Here is a 15,992-nt window from a genome sequence, read left to right as displayed (position 1 = left end):
TGCGGCGCGGCAACCGCCGCGCCCTTCGCGCGTTAGATCGATCATGAAAGCAGAAATCCTGTGGGCGTGGCGCCGGCTTAACGCGAACTACTGGTTCTATCCGGCGCTGTTCGCATTTCTGGCGCTCGTTCTCGCCCTGGCCTGCATCTATGCAGACCGCACGGGCTGGGCAGAGTGGCTGAACGATGTCACCTGGCTGGCGCCTGCGCGGCCCAATGGTGCATCCACCATGCTGCAGGTGATCGCCGGCAGCATGATCGCGGTGGCATCCACCGTGTTTTCCATCACGATCGTGGCGGTCAGCTATGCCAGCGGCACCTATGGCCCGCGGTTGCTGACCAATTTCATGGAAGACAAGGGCAACCAGTTCAGCCTCGCCACTTTCATCGGCACCTTCGTGTTCTCCCTCACCGTGCTGCGCAGCGTACGGGCGGAGGATGAGCAGCCCGCCGATGCGGCAGACGCTGCTGCCACCGCCCTTCCCGGCTTCGTGCCGCAGCTTTCACTGCTGATCGCCTTTGTGCTGATGGTGATCTCGGTCGCGGTGCTGGTCTATTTCCTCAACCACGTGCCTTCCGGCATTCGTATCAACAAGGTGATCGAGGGAATCGGCAGCCGCCTGATGGGCGCGATCAGGAAGACCTATCCCGAACTTGGCAATGACGACGGGCCCGATGACCGGCGACGCGGCAAGCCGCTGCTGGCGAAAAAACCGGGTTACGTGCAGCTTATCGACTTTTCCGATCTGGAGGAGGTTGCGAACAAGCATGATTGCCATGTCACGCTCACGGTTCGCACCGGCGATTTCGTGCATTCCGGCCTACCGTTGCTGGAGGTTTCCGGCGGCGAATGCACCGATGGCTGCCGTGACGACCTGCGCGCCTGTTTCACCCTCGGCTTTGCCCGTACACCGGAGCAGGACCCGCAATTCCTGATAGACGAGCTGGTGGAGATCGGCCTGCGGGCATTGTCGCCCGGCATCAACGACCCGTTCACCGCCGTCACCTCGCTGCACTGGCTGGGCGCGGCCACCACGGAGCTGGGGCAGCGGCGGCTGGTGAAGGATATTTGCGGCAATGATAGCGAGGAATGCCCCGTCCATCCCCTGCCCGACGATTTCCGCCACTATGTGCACCGCGGCTTTGGCGCGATCCGCAGCGCGGTGGCGACCAGTCCCATCGCCTCGAAAATCATGCTCTCCACCTTGCGCGACGTCGCGGTTACGCTGGATTCGACGGAACGGCGCGAGCTGCTGCTGGGCGAGGCGAGCCTGCTGCGCGAACAGGCGCGGTTGTCGCTGACGGGGCCGGACCTTGCCGAGGTTGAAGAGAAGTTCGACCTGCTGATGACCGATTTCAAGCAGGTGCGCTTCACACAGGATTGACGCGCGGGCGCGGCGGCTCCTTCGGCATGGTCACCCGTGCCAGCACCAGCGCGCTGCCCACCAGCACGATGCCCACCACATCCAGCATCACCAGCCATTCCCCAAACACGATCCACCCCACCAATGCGCCCACGGCAGGCTGCGTCAGCAGGGCAATGCCGATCACCAGCGGCGAAAACAGGCGCAGCGAATAAACCAGCAGACCCTGCCCGATCAGCTGGCTGGACAGGGCCAGCACCAGCACCGGGGTCCAGTCGGTAGGCCAGAACGGTTCTTTGAGTGCCATCGCCATCAACAACAGCACCGCCGCGCTGGCGCTGCTGGAGAGGGCCAGCACGCTCCAGCTGCCGAAACCCTTCCGCGCATCCTGTAATAACAGCAGGTATCCGGCGTAAAGCACGCCCGCCAGCAGACAGAACAGGTCGCCGATGAGATTGGCCGGAGAAAGCTCCATCGAACGGCCCAGCAGGATGCTTGCCCCTGCCAATGCCGCGATGATGGCGGGCCATTCGCGACCCCGTGGCAGGCGGCGCAGCAGGATGAAGCCCCACACCATCAGGATCACACTGCCGGAATTGCCGAACAGCACCGCATTGGCGAGGCGGGTATCGCCGATGCCGACATGCCATGCGGCAACATCAAGGCCGAAGAACACCCCGCCTGCCAGCACCAGCAGCACGGCCCTGCGCGGGATGCCGCCGATCCGCTCCTTGCGAAGTGCGGCCAGTAAAAAGAGGAAAGGCAACGCCAGCGCCACGCGCCAGAAGCCCGCGCTAACCGGCCCGGTATCGGCCAGGCGCACCAGCCACGGGCCGCAGGCCAGCGCGATATTGCCCAGCAGCAGGGCCGCAAGGCCCATCAGCCTTGTGCCCATCACTCTGGAGAGAACTGGTTCTGCCGCCGTTGTCATATGCCCGGCGCCGCGGCGCCTAATCGGCTTCGGCGTTATCGGTCTCGCCGCTGCCTTCGCCGCCACCTTCGCCGTTTTCTTCGCCGTCTGCAGCTTCGGCCAGCGGGGCCTGCGATCGCATCTCGTCCAGCGGGATCATTTCATCGCTGATCGTGCCGTCCAGCACCTCGCCAGATGCCTCTCTCCCGTCATCGTCAACGGCGACTTCCGTGTCATCCCCGCAAGCGGACAGCGCCAGCAGCAGGGGGGCAGCGATGGCGAGAGTTGAACGCAGTGACATGATCTATGAATTCTCCGGAATCGAAATAGCCTCGAGGAAATTCCCGGCGCGGGCCAGCAATGCCTCATCCCATTCATCGGGCGCAACTGTCTTTCCAAGGGCCGCCATGCTGGTAACGCCATATTCGGCGATGCCGCAGGGCACGATGCCGCCGAAATGGGATAGATCCGGCGACAGGTTCACCGCAAATCCGTGCATCGTGACCCAACGCCGCACGCGCACGCCGATGGCGCCGATCTTCGCCTCTGCGCCGGTCAGGTCATGCGTCCAGATGCCCACTCGTTCCGGCACGGCGAAAGCCTGCACATCGAAATCGGCCAGCGTGGCAATTACCCAGCCTTCCATCGCATGGACGAACTGGCGCACATCGCGCGCACGGTTCTTCAGGTCCAGCAACACGTAGGTCACGCGTTGGCCGGGGCCGTGATAGGTGTAGCGCCCGCCTCTGCCTGTCTCGACAACATCGAAACGCGCATCCACAAGCTCGCTGCCATCGGCGCTGGTGCCGGCCGTGTAGACGGGCGGATGTTCCAGCATCCACACCAGTTCCTGCCCTTCGCCGGCGATCAGGGCATCGCTGCGCGCCTGCTGCTGCGCCAATGCATCCCGATAGGGCACCTGCCCCGTGGATCGGCGCCATTCGATGCCCGCATCGGGCGTGGCAAAATCAGAAAGGTGTGCGTCGGTCATGGTTTGGCGATTGCGTGGCGGGTGTGAAGGCGCTTATCAAGTGGGCAATTCATGAAACGAGGGTGGTATGGGCGAAAAACTGGATCTTGAGCGCGCGTGGAACGAGGCGACTTCGCTGCTTTCCGCCAATCGCGATGTCGTGCTGATCGTGGCTGCCGTGTTCTTCTTCCTGCCCAATGTCATCTCGGCTCTGGTGCTGCCGTCGCAAGATGCGTTCGTGATGCAGATGCAGGCCCTGGGCGATCAGCCCGATCCGCAGGAAGTCATGGCCCTGTTCGCGGATCATTTCGCCGGCAGCTGGTGGATATACCTGATCATCACGCTGGTGCAGGCCGTCGGCATGCTGGGCCTGCTGGCATTGTTGACAGACAAGTCGCGCCCCACCGTGGGGGAGGCGCTGACCTTCGGCGGCAAGGCGCTGATCCCCTATATCATCGCGCAAATCCTGCTTGGCCTTGCCATGGTGGTGCCATCCATCCTGCTGATCGCGCTGGGCGCGGCCATCAACGCGGCGCTGGCCGTGATCATGGTTTTCGTCGGCATCGCGCTGATGGTGTACATCTGGGTGAAGCTGTCGCTGACTTCTCCCGTGATTGCCATCGAAGGCATCATGAACCCGATCAATGCGCTGACCCGGTCATGGCGGCTGACGAAGGGCAATTCCCTGCGGCTGTTCGCGCTTTACGTGCTGTTGATCGTGGCGGTGGTGGTGCTGTCCCTGGTGGCCGGATTGATATTTGCGCTGTTCGCCGTGCTGGGGGAAACCATCGGCCTGTTGGTGACGGCAATCGGCGGCGGCCTGATCAGCATGGTCTACACCACCATCATGCTGGCCGTTCTTGCCGCCGTGCATCGCCAGCTGAGCGGTGGAAGCACCGCCCGCGCACGCGAAACCTTCGAATAATAGGGCGAAGTGACGGGCGCGCGCCGGGCGTGCCCGTCAGAGGATTTCTTCCACCTTTTCGGGTGGACGGCACAGGCGCACGCCCTTGGGCGTTTCCACCAGCGGACGTTCGATAAGCTTGGGATCGGCGGCCATCGCATCCAGCACGGTGTCTGCATCGGCTTCGGGCAGGCCGCGTTCCTTCGCGTCAGTTCCACCCAGGCGTAGTCCTTGCGCAGGTGACATGCCCGCATCCTTGTAAAGCTGGGCCAGCTTGTCGCGGCTTGGCGGGTTTTTCAGATATTCCACCACGTCCACCTCCACGCCTTCGCGGTTCTCCAGAATCGCCAGCGTGCTGCGGGATTTGCTGCATCTCGGATTGTGCCAGATGGTCGCTTTCATATGATCGTCCTCGATTGAAAATGCCCCGCCGCCCTAGCGCGGGAAAATTTTCGCGCAAATGGCAGATTTGGTGTTGCCAGTGATAATCATTCTCAATAGAGGCGCTTTTGCAAATCAATCGCAATAGACGTTCTGAGGGAATTCATCATCCGTACCGCAGCCATCCGCCTGGCCCTGTTGGCAGGCGCCGCCACACTTGCTCCCACCACCGCCATGGCCAATTCCGCGGCAGAGGCACAGCGTGATTACCTGCCTGGCAATATCGTGGTTACGGGTGATCGGGAAACCTATGTGAACGAAGACGGCAGCACCGGCACAAAGACCCCCACCCCCATCATCGATGTGCCCCAGGCCATCACCGTCATCACGGCAGACCAGCTGGAAGACCAGGGCGTCACCAGCCTGAACGATGCGCTGCGCTTCGTCCCCGGTGTCAGCCTGGAAACGGGTGAAGGCCACCGTGACGAGGTGTTCATTCGTGGGCAGGAAACCACGGCGGATTTCTATATCGATGGCCTGCGCGACGATGCCGAATATTACCGCCCGCTGTATAATGTGGAACGTGTTGAAGTGCTGAAAGGTGCCAACGCCCTGATCTTCGGGCGCGGCGCAGGCGGCGGCGCGATCAATCGCGTGTCCAAGGTGGCAGAATTCGGCGCGCCCGAATATTCGCTGGGCGCACAGGTGGATAGCTTCGGCGCGTTCGCTTTTACTGGCGATGCCAACCTGCCCGCCAGCGAAAGCGTGGCCGTCCGCCTCACCGGGACGTATGAAGAGTTCGACAACCACCGCGACGTGTATGAAGGCCGTTTCATCGGCTTCTCCCCCACCGTCACGGCCAACCTCGGCCCGGACACACGGCTGTACGCCTATTACACCTATGACAATGACAAGCGCGTGGTCGACCGCGGCCTGCCGTCGCTGAACGGCGGCCCGCTGCGCGGCTATGACGAGACGTTCTTCGGCGATCCCGATTACAATTCCAGCGATGTGGAAGTGCATGTGGCCCGCACCCGGCTTGAACATGATATCAGCGGCGCGTGGAGCGTGAACGCCAGCGTGATGTTCGCCGATTACGACAAGTTCTATGCTAATATCGTTCCGGGCGGCGGAGCAACGGCCACCACCGTCAACCTCGGCGGATATGAAAGCGGCACGGATCGCCAGAACCTGATCGGGCAGGTGAACCTGGTGGGGCAGTTCGACACAGGATCGCTCAGCCACACTCTGCTGGTGGGTGCAGAGGCAGGAACGCAGGACACCGATGCCTTCCGCAACCGCGCATTGTTCAACAACGGCGCGGACACCGGCGTCACCGTGCCGCTGGACGATACGATTTCCGTGCCCAGCTTTACCCTGGTGCCGCAACGCGCCAGCGCCAGCGAGCTGACCACGCTATCCTTCTATGCGCAGGAACAGCTGGATATCGGCATTCTGCAACTGGTGGCCGGCGTGCGCTATGATCGCTTTGATCTGGAAAGCACCGATATCATCGCCAATTTCGATGGGGCCCGCGTGGATGATCGGGTCAGCCCGCGCTTTGGTGCGATCCTGAAACCGATGGATAATCTGTCGATCTACGCCAGCTATGCCGAAAGCTTCCTGCCGCAATCCGGCAACCAGTTTACCGTGCTGAACCAGCAGTCCGCATCGCTGGAGCCGGAGGTTTTCGAGAATATCGAAGCCGGCGTGAAATGGGCACCGCACCGCGACCTATTGCTGACGGCGGCGGTTTTCCGCCTCACCCGATCCAACACCACTGCGCCCGATCCTGCCAACACCGGCCTGGTGATTCTGGCAGGTGAAAGCGAAGTAGAAGGCTTTGAGCTGGGCCTGATCGGAGAGCCAGTGGACGGCCTCTCCCTCTCCCTTGGCTATTCCTATCTCGACGGGGAAATCACCTCCACCACCACATCGGCCACATCCGGCACGCGGTTGCAGCAGGTGCCCGAACACCAGATCACCGCATGGGCCCGCTATGACGTGACGGACCGGATCGGCTTTGGCGCCGGACTGACGCATTTGTCAGAGCAATACGCATCGCTCAGCAACAACGTCGTGCTGCCATCCTACACCCGCGTGGATGCCGCCGTGTTTTTCGAGGCGACCGATATGCTGACTCTGCAGGCCAATGTGGAGAACCTGTTCGACGAGGACTATTTTCCCAGCGCGCATGGCGACAACAACATCCAGCCGGGCGCCCCGCTGAATGTCAGCTTTGGCGCAAGGTTGCGGTTCTGATCGCCTAGTTCGGTCCCTCGCCGTCCGATCCTGCGCCCTTCATGCGCATACCCGGAACGGCACGCGCCGCGTCTTCCGGATCGATCCCCGGTGCAGGCGCGGCGCTGATCGTTTCACGCCGACGCGCCACGCGGCCCGCGCGCTGTACGGCGCGCACAAGGCGCGGATAGACACCGCAGCGGCACAAATTGGGTATCGCGTCCCTGATCTGCGCCTCTGTGGGATCGGGATTGCTGCGCAGCAGGCTGGCAGCGGCAATGGCGATGCCCGGCGTGCAGAAACCGCACTGGATCGCCTGCTCTGCCACCAACGCCTGCTGCACCGGGTGTGAGCGATCTCGGCTCAGCCCTTCGATGGTGGTGATGAAGCGGCCCTCGGCCTCCGCAATGGTGACGAGGCAGGAACGCAGCGCCTCCCCATCCACCAGCACCATGCACGCGCCGCAATCGCCCACGCCGCAGCCGTATTTCGTGCCCGTCAAATTCGCCGCATCGCGCAGCGCGTGCAGCAATGGCGTGGCAGGGTCCATGTCGAAATCGACAGGCCGTTCGTTTACCGTCATTGCCGTCATTGTGTAGGCAGGCCTCTCAGTCGCGCCAGCTGGGATCGATGGCGTCGATCTTGCGCGTCCAGGCGGCAAAGTCCAGCTTGCCGAAGTCATCCGTCAACTGTCTGTCACGGTCGCGCTGGTGCGTTTCGATCACTTCTGGCGGCACGATGATCGGCTTGCCCATCGCGGCGGTCTTCACCTGCACCTCGCACGCGCGCTGCAGCATGTAGTAGAGCAGGAACATCTCGTAGATCGTGCGGCCCATCACCACGGGGCCATGGTTCTTCAGCATCATGATCTGGTGATTGCCGGCGTTCTTCACCAGCCGCTCCCCCTCCTCGCTGCGCACGGTGATGCCTTCAAAATCGTGATAGCCGATGGCGCCTTCGAAGAAGCAGGAATAGAAATTGCTGGCCTGCAGGCCCCCTTCGGTAGCGCAGACCGCCATCGTGTCCGGCGTATGCGTGTGGACGATGGCATGGGCGTGCGGCAGATTCTTGTGAAATACGCTGTGCTGGGTGAAGCCCGCCAGATTTACAGGGTGCGGATTGTCGCCAAGCTTCTGCCCGTTCTCGTCAATCTTCACCAGGCTGGACGCGGTTACCTCCTCCCACAACAGACCGTATGGATTGATGAGGAACTGGTTTTCGGTGCCGGGCACACGCAGCGTGATGTGATTATAAATGCTCTCGCACCAGCCAAGATGCGCAAAGATGCGATAGGCCGCGGCCAGATCCAGCCGCGCCTGCCATTCCTGGGTACTGCAATCGACATTGTCATTCATCTGGGTAGCCATTGATTCTCTCCCTCGTGATTCCCTCTTGTCTACAGCGCGAGATTGACTTTGTCGCGTGGGCTGGCAAGCACTGCGTATAAGGACCGGCAAACAAGACCGGCAATTCGGGAGGATTCGATGGCAGATACGTCTGGCTATGGCCAGCCCATCGGCGGGATCGCGCAGGCCGCTTTCACCGCCCATTATCTGAACGCTGTCGCCAGCCACCCGATTGCCGTGCGCAAGGCCGAGCCGAACGTTATCCGCCCCCTGGCATAGGAACTCCACGACATGGCCACACATCCTGCCCACATCCACGCTGGCGGCGAAGCGCAAGGCAACTGGGTGACCAACTCACCCGCTTATCAGACGCTGCTGGTGCTGCTGCTGAGCCTGAACTTCGGCATCGTGTTCTTCGATCGGCAGGCGCTGAACGCGCTGATGCCCTTCGTGCAACCGGATCTGCAACTGTCGCAGACGCAGATCGGCCTCTTGGCAGGCGGCCTGTCCTTCAGCTGGGCGATTGCCGCCTTCTTCGTGGGTCGCCTGTCGGACAGTATCGGCAAGCGAAAGATCCTTCTGGTGATCGCCACCATCGCGTTCTCGCTGTGCAGCTTCCTGTCCGGCCTTGCCACCAGCTTCCTGTTCCTGTTCGCCGCCCGCCTGCTGATGGGCGCAGCCGAAGGCGGCGTGATGCCGATCAGCCATGCCATGGTGGCAAGCGAGGTGAACCCCGAACGGCGCGGGCTGGCTCAGGGCGTGGCGCAGAACCTTGGCTCCAATCTGCTGGGCAGCTTCGCCGCACCCGTGGTGCTGGTGGCCTTCGCCACCGCATTCAGCTGGCGCGAGGCATTCTACCTAGCGGCCCTGCCCGGCCTGCTGAGCGCAGGCCTTATCTGGCTCATGCTACGTGAGCCGGAGCCTGCCGCCGAAATCTCTGCGCAGGTTGGCACGGCTGGCGATCACCATTCGGCCATCGGCTTTCTCGAAGCGCTGAAGGTCCGCAACATGTGGGTCAGCGTGGTGGTGGGTGTGTTGCTGGTGGCACACTTCGTGATCACCTGGGCCTTCATGCCCAACTTCCTGGTGCAAACGCGCGGGATGGATGCCTTTTCCATGAGCTGGCTGGTCGGTTCGCTGGGCATTGCCGCTGCGATCTACAGCTTCGTGGTGGCGGGCATATCGGACAAGATCGGGCGCAAGCCGGTGATGGTCTTCCTGCCCTTCCTTTCCCTGATCGGGCCGCTGGGCGTGATCTACCTCGATCCCGCCAGCTTTACGGGCGACGGGCTGCTGGGCCTCTCCGGCTATGCCACCGTTCTGATCCCTATCTTTTTCATTGGATGGATGGTGAACGGCGTGTTCCCGATCTTCATGGCCACGATCCCTTCGGAAAGCTTCCGCCCCATCCATCACGCCACCGTGCTGGGCCTTGCCATGGGCAGCTGCGAGGTGCTGGGCGGCGTCCTTGGCCCGCCGCTCGCCGGACTGCTGAACGATGCCTACGGGCCGGAAACCTTCCTTTACGTGCTGATGGTGCTGGCAGTGATCAGCGGCTTCGTGGCCATGGGCCTGAAGGAAACCGCACCTGCGGCACTTCGCCGCCGGGGCGAAACCGCAAACCCGGCATGATCGGGCAGCGGGAAGAATGCAGCCAAACAACCATGTCGCATAATAACGTGCGTTAGGATAAACTGCGCTGAGATCGAGATTCGCGGCCAAACGCGGACCGAGTTGGAGAGACAGATGCCAGAGGCACCCACGACCGAACCCTGGGCCGGGACTCCGCCCGTACCCCACGCCCTACGTCCCGGCGCGATGCCAGAGGCCTATATGGCCAAGATCGCAGAGGGTGATGAACGATACTGGGTGCCGATTGTCGAGAATGTCTCGTCAAAGCCGGTGTGGATCAGCCCTACGCTGAACATGTGGGCCGATGTGCTGATGGCGACAAAGCCGTGCATCGTGAACCGGCATTACCATCCCAAGCCCATCTGGGCCTACACCATCAGCGGCAAATGGGCCTATCTCGAGCATGAATGGACCGCCACGGCAGGCGACTTCATCTTCGAGGCGCCGGGCGAAAGCCACACGCTGGTAGCCTATGAACACGAAGACCCGATGAAGGTCTTCTTCGTCGTATCCGGCCCGCTGATGTGGCTGAACGAGAACGGCGAAAGCGTCGGCCATTTTGACGTGTTCGATTACATGGAACTGGCCCGCACCCATTATGACGCCGTCGGCATCGGCGCCGATTATGTCGACACCCTGATCCGATAAAAGGAGATGCCATCATGGTCACCAAACTCAAAGCCCCGCCGTCAGACACCAAGGAAATCGTCGATGTGCCTTGGGCCTATCGTGACACGGTGGAGCGGCTGAGCCCCGGCGGACGGTATATCGATGCGCTGACCGATGTGGATTCCCCATGGGTGCCCTTCGGAGACGGGGCCGCGATCAAGCATCTGAGCTTCGACGTTCGCACCAATACGTATATGAACATCCTTTGGATGAAGGGCCCCGGCACCATCGGCACCCACCTGCATCGCGGCACGGTGACGATGATCACGTTGGAGGGCAGCGTGCGCTATCTGGAATATGACTGGATCGGCACGCCGGGCGGCCTGATCCTGGAAACACCGGGCGAAGCGCATACGCTGGTAACGGAGCACCCAGAGGGCTGTAAGCTGTTCGGCGTGATGAACGGCCCGATCCAGTTCTACGATGCCGAGGGCACCTATATGGATACCGTCGACGTGTGGTGGTTCATCGAACACTATGAAAACCACTGCAAGGAACACGGCATTCCCATCAACAAGAAGCTGTATCTTTAAAGGGAGCCTGACATGGCAACGCAGGAAAAATCGCAGCTTGGCGGCATAAAGGCCCCACCTTCCGGCGCATTCAAGATCGTGGAAGTGCCCGAAGCGCACAAGAACATGATCGATCAGTATTGCATCCCCGGCACCTATGTCGGCCGCTCGGAAGAAGAGAGCCCGTGGGTCCCCTTTGGCGACAACGCAGCCATCCGGCACCTGGCATTCGACGTGCGGAACAATGTCTATGCCAACATCTTGTGGATCAAGTCCCCCGGCGTGATCGGCACGCACAAGCATCGCGGCATGGTGTGGGCGATCGGCATGGAAGGCACGTTCCGCTACCTGGAATACGACTGGGTCTGCGGCCCCGGCGAATTCATCACGGAATTTCCCGGCCATGCACATACGCTCGTCACCGATGAGCCGAATGGCATGAAGGCATTCTTCTGGATGCAGGGTGCCAACGAGTTCTACGATGAGAATGGCAATTTCGTGGAAACGCTGGATGTATGGTGGTTCATGAACCACTACGAGACCTACTGCAAAGAGAACGGGCTGGAGATCAACCGGCAGCTGTATCTGTGAGCGAGGAGCCACGCACTCTCGACCAGTTCGATATTGCGGGACGAAGCGCCCTTGTAACGGGTGCTGCCTCCGGCATCGGCCTCGCCTATGCAGAAGCCATGGCGGAAGCGGGTGCGAAGGTGACCATCACCGATATCGACGCCGAAGGCGCGGCGAGAGAAGCGGCGCGGTTCACCGATCAGGGTTACGAGGCACGCTGGGAAAGCTGCGACGTCTCCGATCTGGATCAGGTGGCGCAGGCTTTCGACAATCACGTGGCGGCCTATGGCGGTTGCGATATCGCCTTTGCCAATGCCGGACTGGACGTCGGCAACGGATTCTGGAGCCCGGAAGACGAGCGCAACCCGGCAGGCCAGATCGACGTCTTTCCCAAGGACAGCTGGGACAAAAGCATCGGCATCAACCTGACCGGCGTATTCCACACCTTGCGCGAGGCCGCGCGGGTGATGAAGGCGAACGAGGGTAACGGGCAGCGCCGCGGCGGCAGTATCGTCATCACCTCCTCCAATGCGGCAGAGGTGAACGAGGCTATCGTGGGCGTGCCCTATATGGCGGCCAAGGCCGGGGTGAAGCACTTCATGCGCCACGCGGCCTATGAACTGGCCGCCCACGGCATCCGCGTAAACGCCATCGCGCCCGGCCCTTTCGTCACCAATATCGGCGATGGCTGGGTGAAGAAGAATCCCAAGGCCAAGGAGGCGTGGGACAAGCTCGTGCCCGTGGGCCGGATGGCCGAAACCTACCAGATCAAGCCGCTCGCCCTGCTGCTGGCCAGCGATGCTGGCAGCTACATGACCGGCAGCCACGTGATGATCGATGGCGGCATGCAGCTGGGCCCGATCAAACCGCTGAACGATTGAGCGCCCTGCGCGTTGAACCTGCATAAATCCGAATGCCAATGGAGCTGAAATGACCACCAAGACACGCGCCGCCATTTGTCCCGGAGAGGGCAAGGAATTCCACATCGCCGATGTCGAGCTGGACGAACTGCGCGATGACGAACTGCTGATCCGCATCGTTGCCACCGGCATCTGCCATACCGACATGGCCGTGCGCGATCAGCAGCTGCCAACGCCGCTTCCCGCTGTTCTGGGGCATGAGGGTGCCGGCATCGTGGAAAAGGTTGGCAGTGCAGTCAGCGCCGCCAAAGCCGGTGATCGCGTGATCATCAGCTTCAATTCCTGCGGGGAATGCCCCAGCTGCGATGTGGACGCGCCCACCTATTGCTACAACTTCGGGCCGAACAACTTCTCCGGCCGCCGGCCTGACGGATCGGCCACCATCACATGTGATGGAGAGGACATCGGCGGCAATTTCTTCGGTCAGTCCTCCTTCGCCACCCACGCCATCGCGCATGAACGCAACGTGGTAAAAGTGCCTGACAGCGCCGCGGACCTGCCACTTGAACGCCTCGCACCCCTTGGCTGTGGCCTGATGACCGGCGCTGGCGCAGTGCTGCGCAGCATGGAGGTGCGCGAAGGCCTGCCGATTGCGGTATTCGGCGTGGGCACTGTGGGCCTTGCCGCCATCATGGCCGCCAAGATCGCTGGCGCAGACCCGATCATCGCTGTCGACATGCATGACAGCCGGTTGGAACTGGCCAAGGAACTTGGCGCAACGCACACCATCAAGGCGGGTGACGATGCGATGGACAAGCTGGAGGAACTGGTGCCGCAGGGCCTTGCCTATGCATTCGATACGACCGGAGTGAAAAAGGTTATCGAGGGGGTCTTCCCGCTGATTGCGCCGATGGGCGTCCTCGGCCTGGTTGGCGCAAGCCCGCCCGAAGACATGCTGAACCTCAATGAAAGCGCCCTGATGGGCGGCGGCAAGCGGGTGATCGGTATTCTTGGCGGGGACAGCGATGTCGGCAGCTTCATCTGCGAACTCATCGCCTATCACCAGGACGGCAAATTCCCGTTCGACCGCCTGATCCAGTATTTCGACTTCGACGATATCAACGCCGGGATCGAGGCCAGCGAAAGCGGCGAGGTGGTGAAGCCTGTGCTGCGCATCTCTGCCGAGTAGATGAAAGCCGTCACCTTTCAGGGCCTGCACCAGCCTCTCGCTTTCGAGGAAGTGCCCGATCCCACGCCCGGCGAAGGTGAACTGGTGGTGGAAGTGGGCCGCTGCGGTATCTGCGGCAGCGACCTGCATATGACGCAGGATGCTGCCTACGGCTGCCAGCATGGTGACATTCTGGGCCATGAATTTGCCGGTGAAGTCGTCGGCCTTGGCAAGGACACGGCGGGCCACAAGGTCGGCGATCTCGTCTCCGTCATCCCGCTCAAAAGCTGCGGCAAATGCGATCATTGCCGCAAGGGCGCCGTGCAATGGTGTGAGGGGTTTGGCCTTCAGGGCGGCGGCTATGCCCAATATGCCGTCACCCGCCCCAACCAGTGCGTGCCCCTGCCCAGTGATCTTACCCTGGCCGATGGCGCAATCATCGAACCCCTCGCCGTGGCCCTTCATGGCATAAACCTGTCCGGCATGCGCACAGGTGACAGCGTGCTGGTGCTGGGCGCTGGCCCTATTGGCCTCGCCGTAGCGTTCTGGGCAAAACGATTTGGCGCGGGCAAGGTGGCGGTGCAGGATATCGCCGGTTTCCAGCAATCGCGCGCGCTGGAAATGGGCGCGGATATCTTCGTAGTCGATCCCGAAAATCCCGTGGAGAGCGCAAAGCAGGGCCTTGGGCGTGAGGCGGATGTGGTGTTCGAATGCGTCGGCATCCCCGGCCTGATCGATCAGGCGGTAAGCCAGGTGCGCCCCGATGGCACTATCGTATTGCTAGGCCTTTGCACAAAGCCCGATACACTCAACACCTTTGCCATGCTGTCAAAGCAGGTGCGGCTGATAACCAGTGCTTTCTTCACCGTTCCCGAATACCAGGCCGCGCTATCGGCGCTGGATGCAGGCGCCATCGCCCCGCGCCTGCTGGTGACCGATACAATCAGCCTTTCGGATACGCCGGAGGTGTTTGAAAGCCTCAAACGCCGGACTCAGCAATGCAAGGTGTTGATCGCGCCCTGACACCCGCTTAGGGCCGTATTGCCGCTGGACGGCCACTTACCATCTGGGGGCGCATGGCCACATCCACCGAAACACCCGACAATCCGCGCGCCAAGCTGGTGCGCGGATCGATAGCCGGGCACCTTGTTACGCAGACAACGCCCGCAATCGTCGGCGTTGCGGCGATCATGTCTGTCGGCGTGATCGATGCCTATTTCATCGGCCAGCTTGGCGCGAATGAACTGGCGGCGATCAGCTTCATCTTCCCCGTTATCACCGCGCTGCAAAGCCTTGGCGTGGGCGTGATGGTGGGCATTAATTCGGTAGTCAGCCGCGCATTGGGCGAAGGGGATGACGAACGCGCCCTCGCCCGCGCGAACCTGGGCCTGATGCTGGGCCTTGCCGCAGGGATCGTGCTGGGCCTGCTGCTGTATGTGCTTCGCCGGCCGCTGTTCCAACTGATGCAGGCCGATGCCGATGTTCTGCCGCTGATCGATCTTTACATGCAGCCCTACGCCTTCGGCTTCATCCTGATGATGACGATGATGGGCGCAAACGGCGTGCTGCGCGGACAGGGTGCCGCCAAAAGCAATACGGCGGTGCTGATCATCTATTCCATGGTGAACTGGGTTCTGGACCCGCTGCTGATCACCGGCGCATTCGGTTTTGAAGGCTTTGGCGTTGCAGGGGCAGCCTATGCCACGATTGGCGGCTGGCTGGTGGGGGTGATCGTCGCCTTCTTGCTGCTGGAACGGCACGCGCTGCCCTTCCGCCCATCGGCTGTTCGCAATTGCAATTTCGGTCGACAGCTCAAGGCGTTGACCCGTGTTGCCGGGCCGGCGGCCTTTACCAACTCGATCAATCCCGCGGGCCTTGCCGTGCTGACATCGCTATTGGCGATAGAGGGTTCGGCAGCGGTCGCTGGGTTTGGTGCTGGCGGACGATTGCAGAGCTTTGCCGTGGTGCCATTGCTGGCGCTGTCAGGCTCCATCGGCGCGATCGTGGGGCAGAACTGGGGCGCGCGGCAGTATGACCGGGCGCGGCGCGCACTGGTGCAGGCCGGGCTGTTCTGCCTTGGCTATGGCCTTGCCTCAGCTGTGCTGCTGTTCAGCCTGCGCGGCTGGTTTGCCAACCTCTTCAGTGACGAGGCGCAGACGCTGGACGCGACAACGGCCTATCTGTCGATTTCCGTGTGGGGCTATGCCGGATATGGCGTGCTGATCGTGGTGAACGGCGCGCTGAACGCCATCGATCGCGCCAGCAATGCGCTGGCCCTTTCGATCACGCGTGTCCTGCTGGTGATGGTGCCATTCGCGTGGCTGCTGCGCGGGGCGCTGGGCACCGATGCGATCTATTATGGCGAACTGGCGGCAAACCTGCTGGGCGGATTGGCCGCCGCTGCGATTGCCTGGTGGGTATTGTGGAAGCGCCCCGGCGAACAGGCCGCCGGGGACGCTTAATCAT

18 protein-coding genes are annotated in these 15,992 nt (G+C 61.9%); 12 read left to right on the top strand and 6 right to left on the bottom strand.

Annotation, left to right across the window (positions count from 1 at the left end; translation table 11 throughout):
• Positions 1 to 43: 43 nt before the first annotated feature.
• Positions 44 to 1,384 (top strand): DUF2254 domain-containing protein, encoded by a 1,341-nt coding sequence (locus tag GRF63_RS04835; protein WP_160484817.1) that lies wholly within the window; start codon positions 44 to 46, stop codon positions 1,382 to 1,384.
• Here GRF63_RS04835 and GRF63_RS04830 read toward each other — a convergent pair.
• From GRF63_RS04830 to lipB, 3 genes are read right to left on the bottom strand one after another with little or no spacing between them, the layout of a single operon-like run.
• Entirely contained in the window at positions 1,371 to 2,294 is a 924-nt protein-coding gene (locus GRF63_RS04830) for a DMT family transporter (protein WP_160484816.1), read from the bottom strand. The genes GRF63_RS04835 and GRF63_RS04830 overlap by 14 nt on opposite strands.
• 19 nt (positions 2,295 to 2,313) lie before the next feature.
• Positions 2,314 to 2,574, bottom strand: coding sequence for a hypothetical protein (locus GRF63_RS04825; RefSeq protein WP_160484815.1), 261 nt, complete (start codon positions 2,572 to 2,574; stop codon positions 2,314 to 2,316).
• A gap of 3 nt (positions 2,575 to 2,577) precedes the next feature.
• On the bottom strand, positions 2,578 to 3,264 hold the full coding sequence (gene lipB, locus GRF63_RS04820) for a lipoyl(octanoyl) transferase LipB (RefSeq protein ID WP_160484814.1): 687 nt from the start codon (positions 3,262 to 3,264) through the stop codon (positions 2,578 to 2,580).
• Positions 3,265 to 3,331: 67 nt separating this feature from the next.
• Between lipB and GRF63_RS04815 the strand changes: the two genes are divergently transcribed.
• The gene (locus GRF63_RS04815) at positions 3,332 to 4,168 is read left to right on the top strand and encodes a hypothetical protein (protein ID WP_160484813.1); all 837 of its coding nucleotides are present in this window, start codon (positions 3,332 to 3,334) and stop codon (positions 4,166 to 4,168) included.
• 36 nt (positions 4,169 to 4,204) lie between these two features.
• Here the strand turns inward: GRF63_RS04815 and arsC are convergent, their stop codons facing one another.
• On the bottom strand, positions 4,205 to 4,549 hold the full coding sequence (gene arsC / locus GRF63_RS04810; RefSeq protein ID WP_160484812.1) for an arsenate reductase (glutaredoxin): 345 nt from the start codon (positions 4,547 to 4,549) through the stop codon (positions 4,205 to 4,207).
• Positions 4,550 to 4,762: 213 nt separating this feature from the next.
• Here arsC and GRF63_RS04805 point away from each other — a divergent pair, with 213 nt between their 5' ends.
• Complete coding sequence (locus GRF63_RS04805; RefSeq protein ID WP_160484811.1) at positions 4,763 to 6,790, top strand: TonB-dependent receptor; 2,028 nt, start codon at positions 4,763 to 4,765, stop codon at positions 6,788 to 6,790.
• A 4-nt stretch (positions 6,791 to 6,794) separates the two neighbouring features.
• On the opposite strand, the gene GRF63_RS04800 is transcribed toward GRF63_RS04805, so the two are convergent.
• Both GRF63_RS04800 and GRF63_RS04795 read right to left on the bottom strand, forming a co-directional pair.
• Positions 6,795 to 7,361, bottom strand: coding sequence for a (2Fe-2S)-binding protein (locus tag GRF63_RS04800; RefSeq protein WP_160484810.1), 567 nt, complete (start codon positions 7,359 to 7,361; stop codon positions 6,795 to 6,797).
• A 16-nt stretch (positions 7,362 to 7,377) separates the two neighbouring features.
• Positions 7,378 to 8,136, bottom strand: coding sequence for a class II aldolase/adducin family protein (locus GRF63_RS04795; RefSeq protein ID WP_160484809.1), 759 nt, complete (start codon positions 8,134 to 8,136; stop codon positions 7,378 to 7,380).
• 117 nt (positions 8,137 to 8,253) lie between these two features.
• Here GRF63_RS04795 and GRF63_RS04790 point away from each other — a divergent pair, with 117 nt between their 5' ends.
• The 9 genes from GRF63_RS04790 to GRF63_RS04750 all read left to right on the top strand — a co-directional run bounded on the left by GRF63_RS04790 (position 8,254) and on the right by GRF63_RS04750 (position 15,988).
• Positions 8,254 to 8,394, top strand: a complete 141-nt coding sequence (locus GRF63_RS04790; RefSeq protein WP_160484808.1) for a hypothetical protein — start codon at positions 8,254 to 8,256, stop codon at positions 8,392 to 8,394.
• Between the two features lie 12 nt (positions 8,395 to 8,406).
• Positions 8,407 to 9,747 (top strand): MFS transporter, encoded by a 1,341-nt coding sequence (locus tag GRF63_RS04785; RefSeq protein ID WP_160484807.1) that lies wholly within the window; start codon positions 8,407 to 8,409, stop codon positions 9,745 to 9,747.
• Between the two features lie 114 nt (positions 9,748 to 9,861).
• The gene (locus tag GRF63_RS04780; protein WP_160484806.1) at positions 9,862 to 10,395 is read left to right on the top strand and encodes a 2,4'-dihydroxyacetophenone dioxygenase family protein; all 534 of its coding nucleotides are present in this window, start codon (positions 9,862 to 9,864) and stop codon (positions 10,393 to 10,395) included.
• A gap of 14 nt (positions 10,396 to 10,409) precedes the next feature.
• The gene (locus tag GRF63_RS04775) at positions 10,410 to 10,949 is read left to right on the top strand and encodes a 2,4'-dihydroxyacetophenone dioxygenase family protein (protein WP_160484805.1); all 540 of its coding nucleotides are present in this window, start codon (positions 10,410 to 10,412) and stop codon (positions 10,947 to 10,949) included.
• Positions 10,950 to 10,961: 12 nt separating this feature from the next.
• The gene (locus tag GRF63_RS04770) at positions 10,962 to 11,519 is read left to right on the top strand and encodes a 2,4'-dihydroxyacetophenone dioxygenase family protein (RefSeq protein ID WP_160484804.1); all 558 of its coding nucleotides are present in this window, start codon (positions 10,962 to 10,964) and stop codon (positions 11,517 to 11,519) included.
• Positions 11,516 to 12,379, top strand: a complete 864-nt coding sequence (locus GRF63_RS04765; protein ID WP_337189611.1) for an SDR family NAD(P)-dependent oxidoreductase — start codon at positions 11,516 to 11,518, stop codon at positions 12,377 to 12,379. Before GRF63_RS04770 ends, GRF63_RS04765 begins: the two co-directional genes overlap by 4 nt.
• Positions 12,380 to 12,428: 49 nt before the next feature.
• Positions 12,429 to 13,547, top strand: coding sequence for an NAD(P)-dependent alcohol dehydrogenase (locus GRF63_RS04760; protein WP_160484802.1), 1,119 nt, complete (start codon positions 12,429 to 12,431; stop codon positions 13,545 to 13,547).
• Positions 13,548 to 14,549: an alcohol dehydrogenase catalytic domain-containing protein gene (locus tag GRF63_RS04755; RefSeq protein ID WP_160484801.1), complete on the top strand. Its 1,002-nt coding sequence runs from the start codon at positions 13,548 to 13,550 to the stop codon at positions 14,547 to 14,549.
• 53 nt (positions 14,550 to 14,602) lie between these two features.
• A complete protein-coding gene (locus GRF63_RS04750) occupies positions 14,603 to 15,988 on the top strand; it encodes an MATE family efflux transporter (RefSeq protein WP_160484800.1) in 1,386 nt (461 codons plus the stop codon).
• Positions 15,989 to 15,992 lie beyond the last annotated feature (4 nt).

Source organism: Aurantiacibacter rhizosphaerae, from assembly GCF_009807005.1.
Classification (GTDB): domain Bacteria; phylum Pseudomonadota; class Alphaproteobacteria; order Sphingomonadales; family Sphingomonadaceae; genus Alteraurantiacibacter; species Alteraurantiacibacter rhizosphaerae.
Note: the sequence above shows the minus strand (reverse complement) of the source record. Positions and strands in the feature narration are given on the sequence as shown.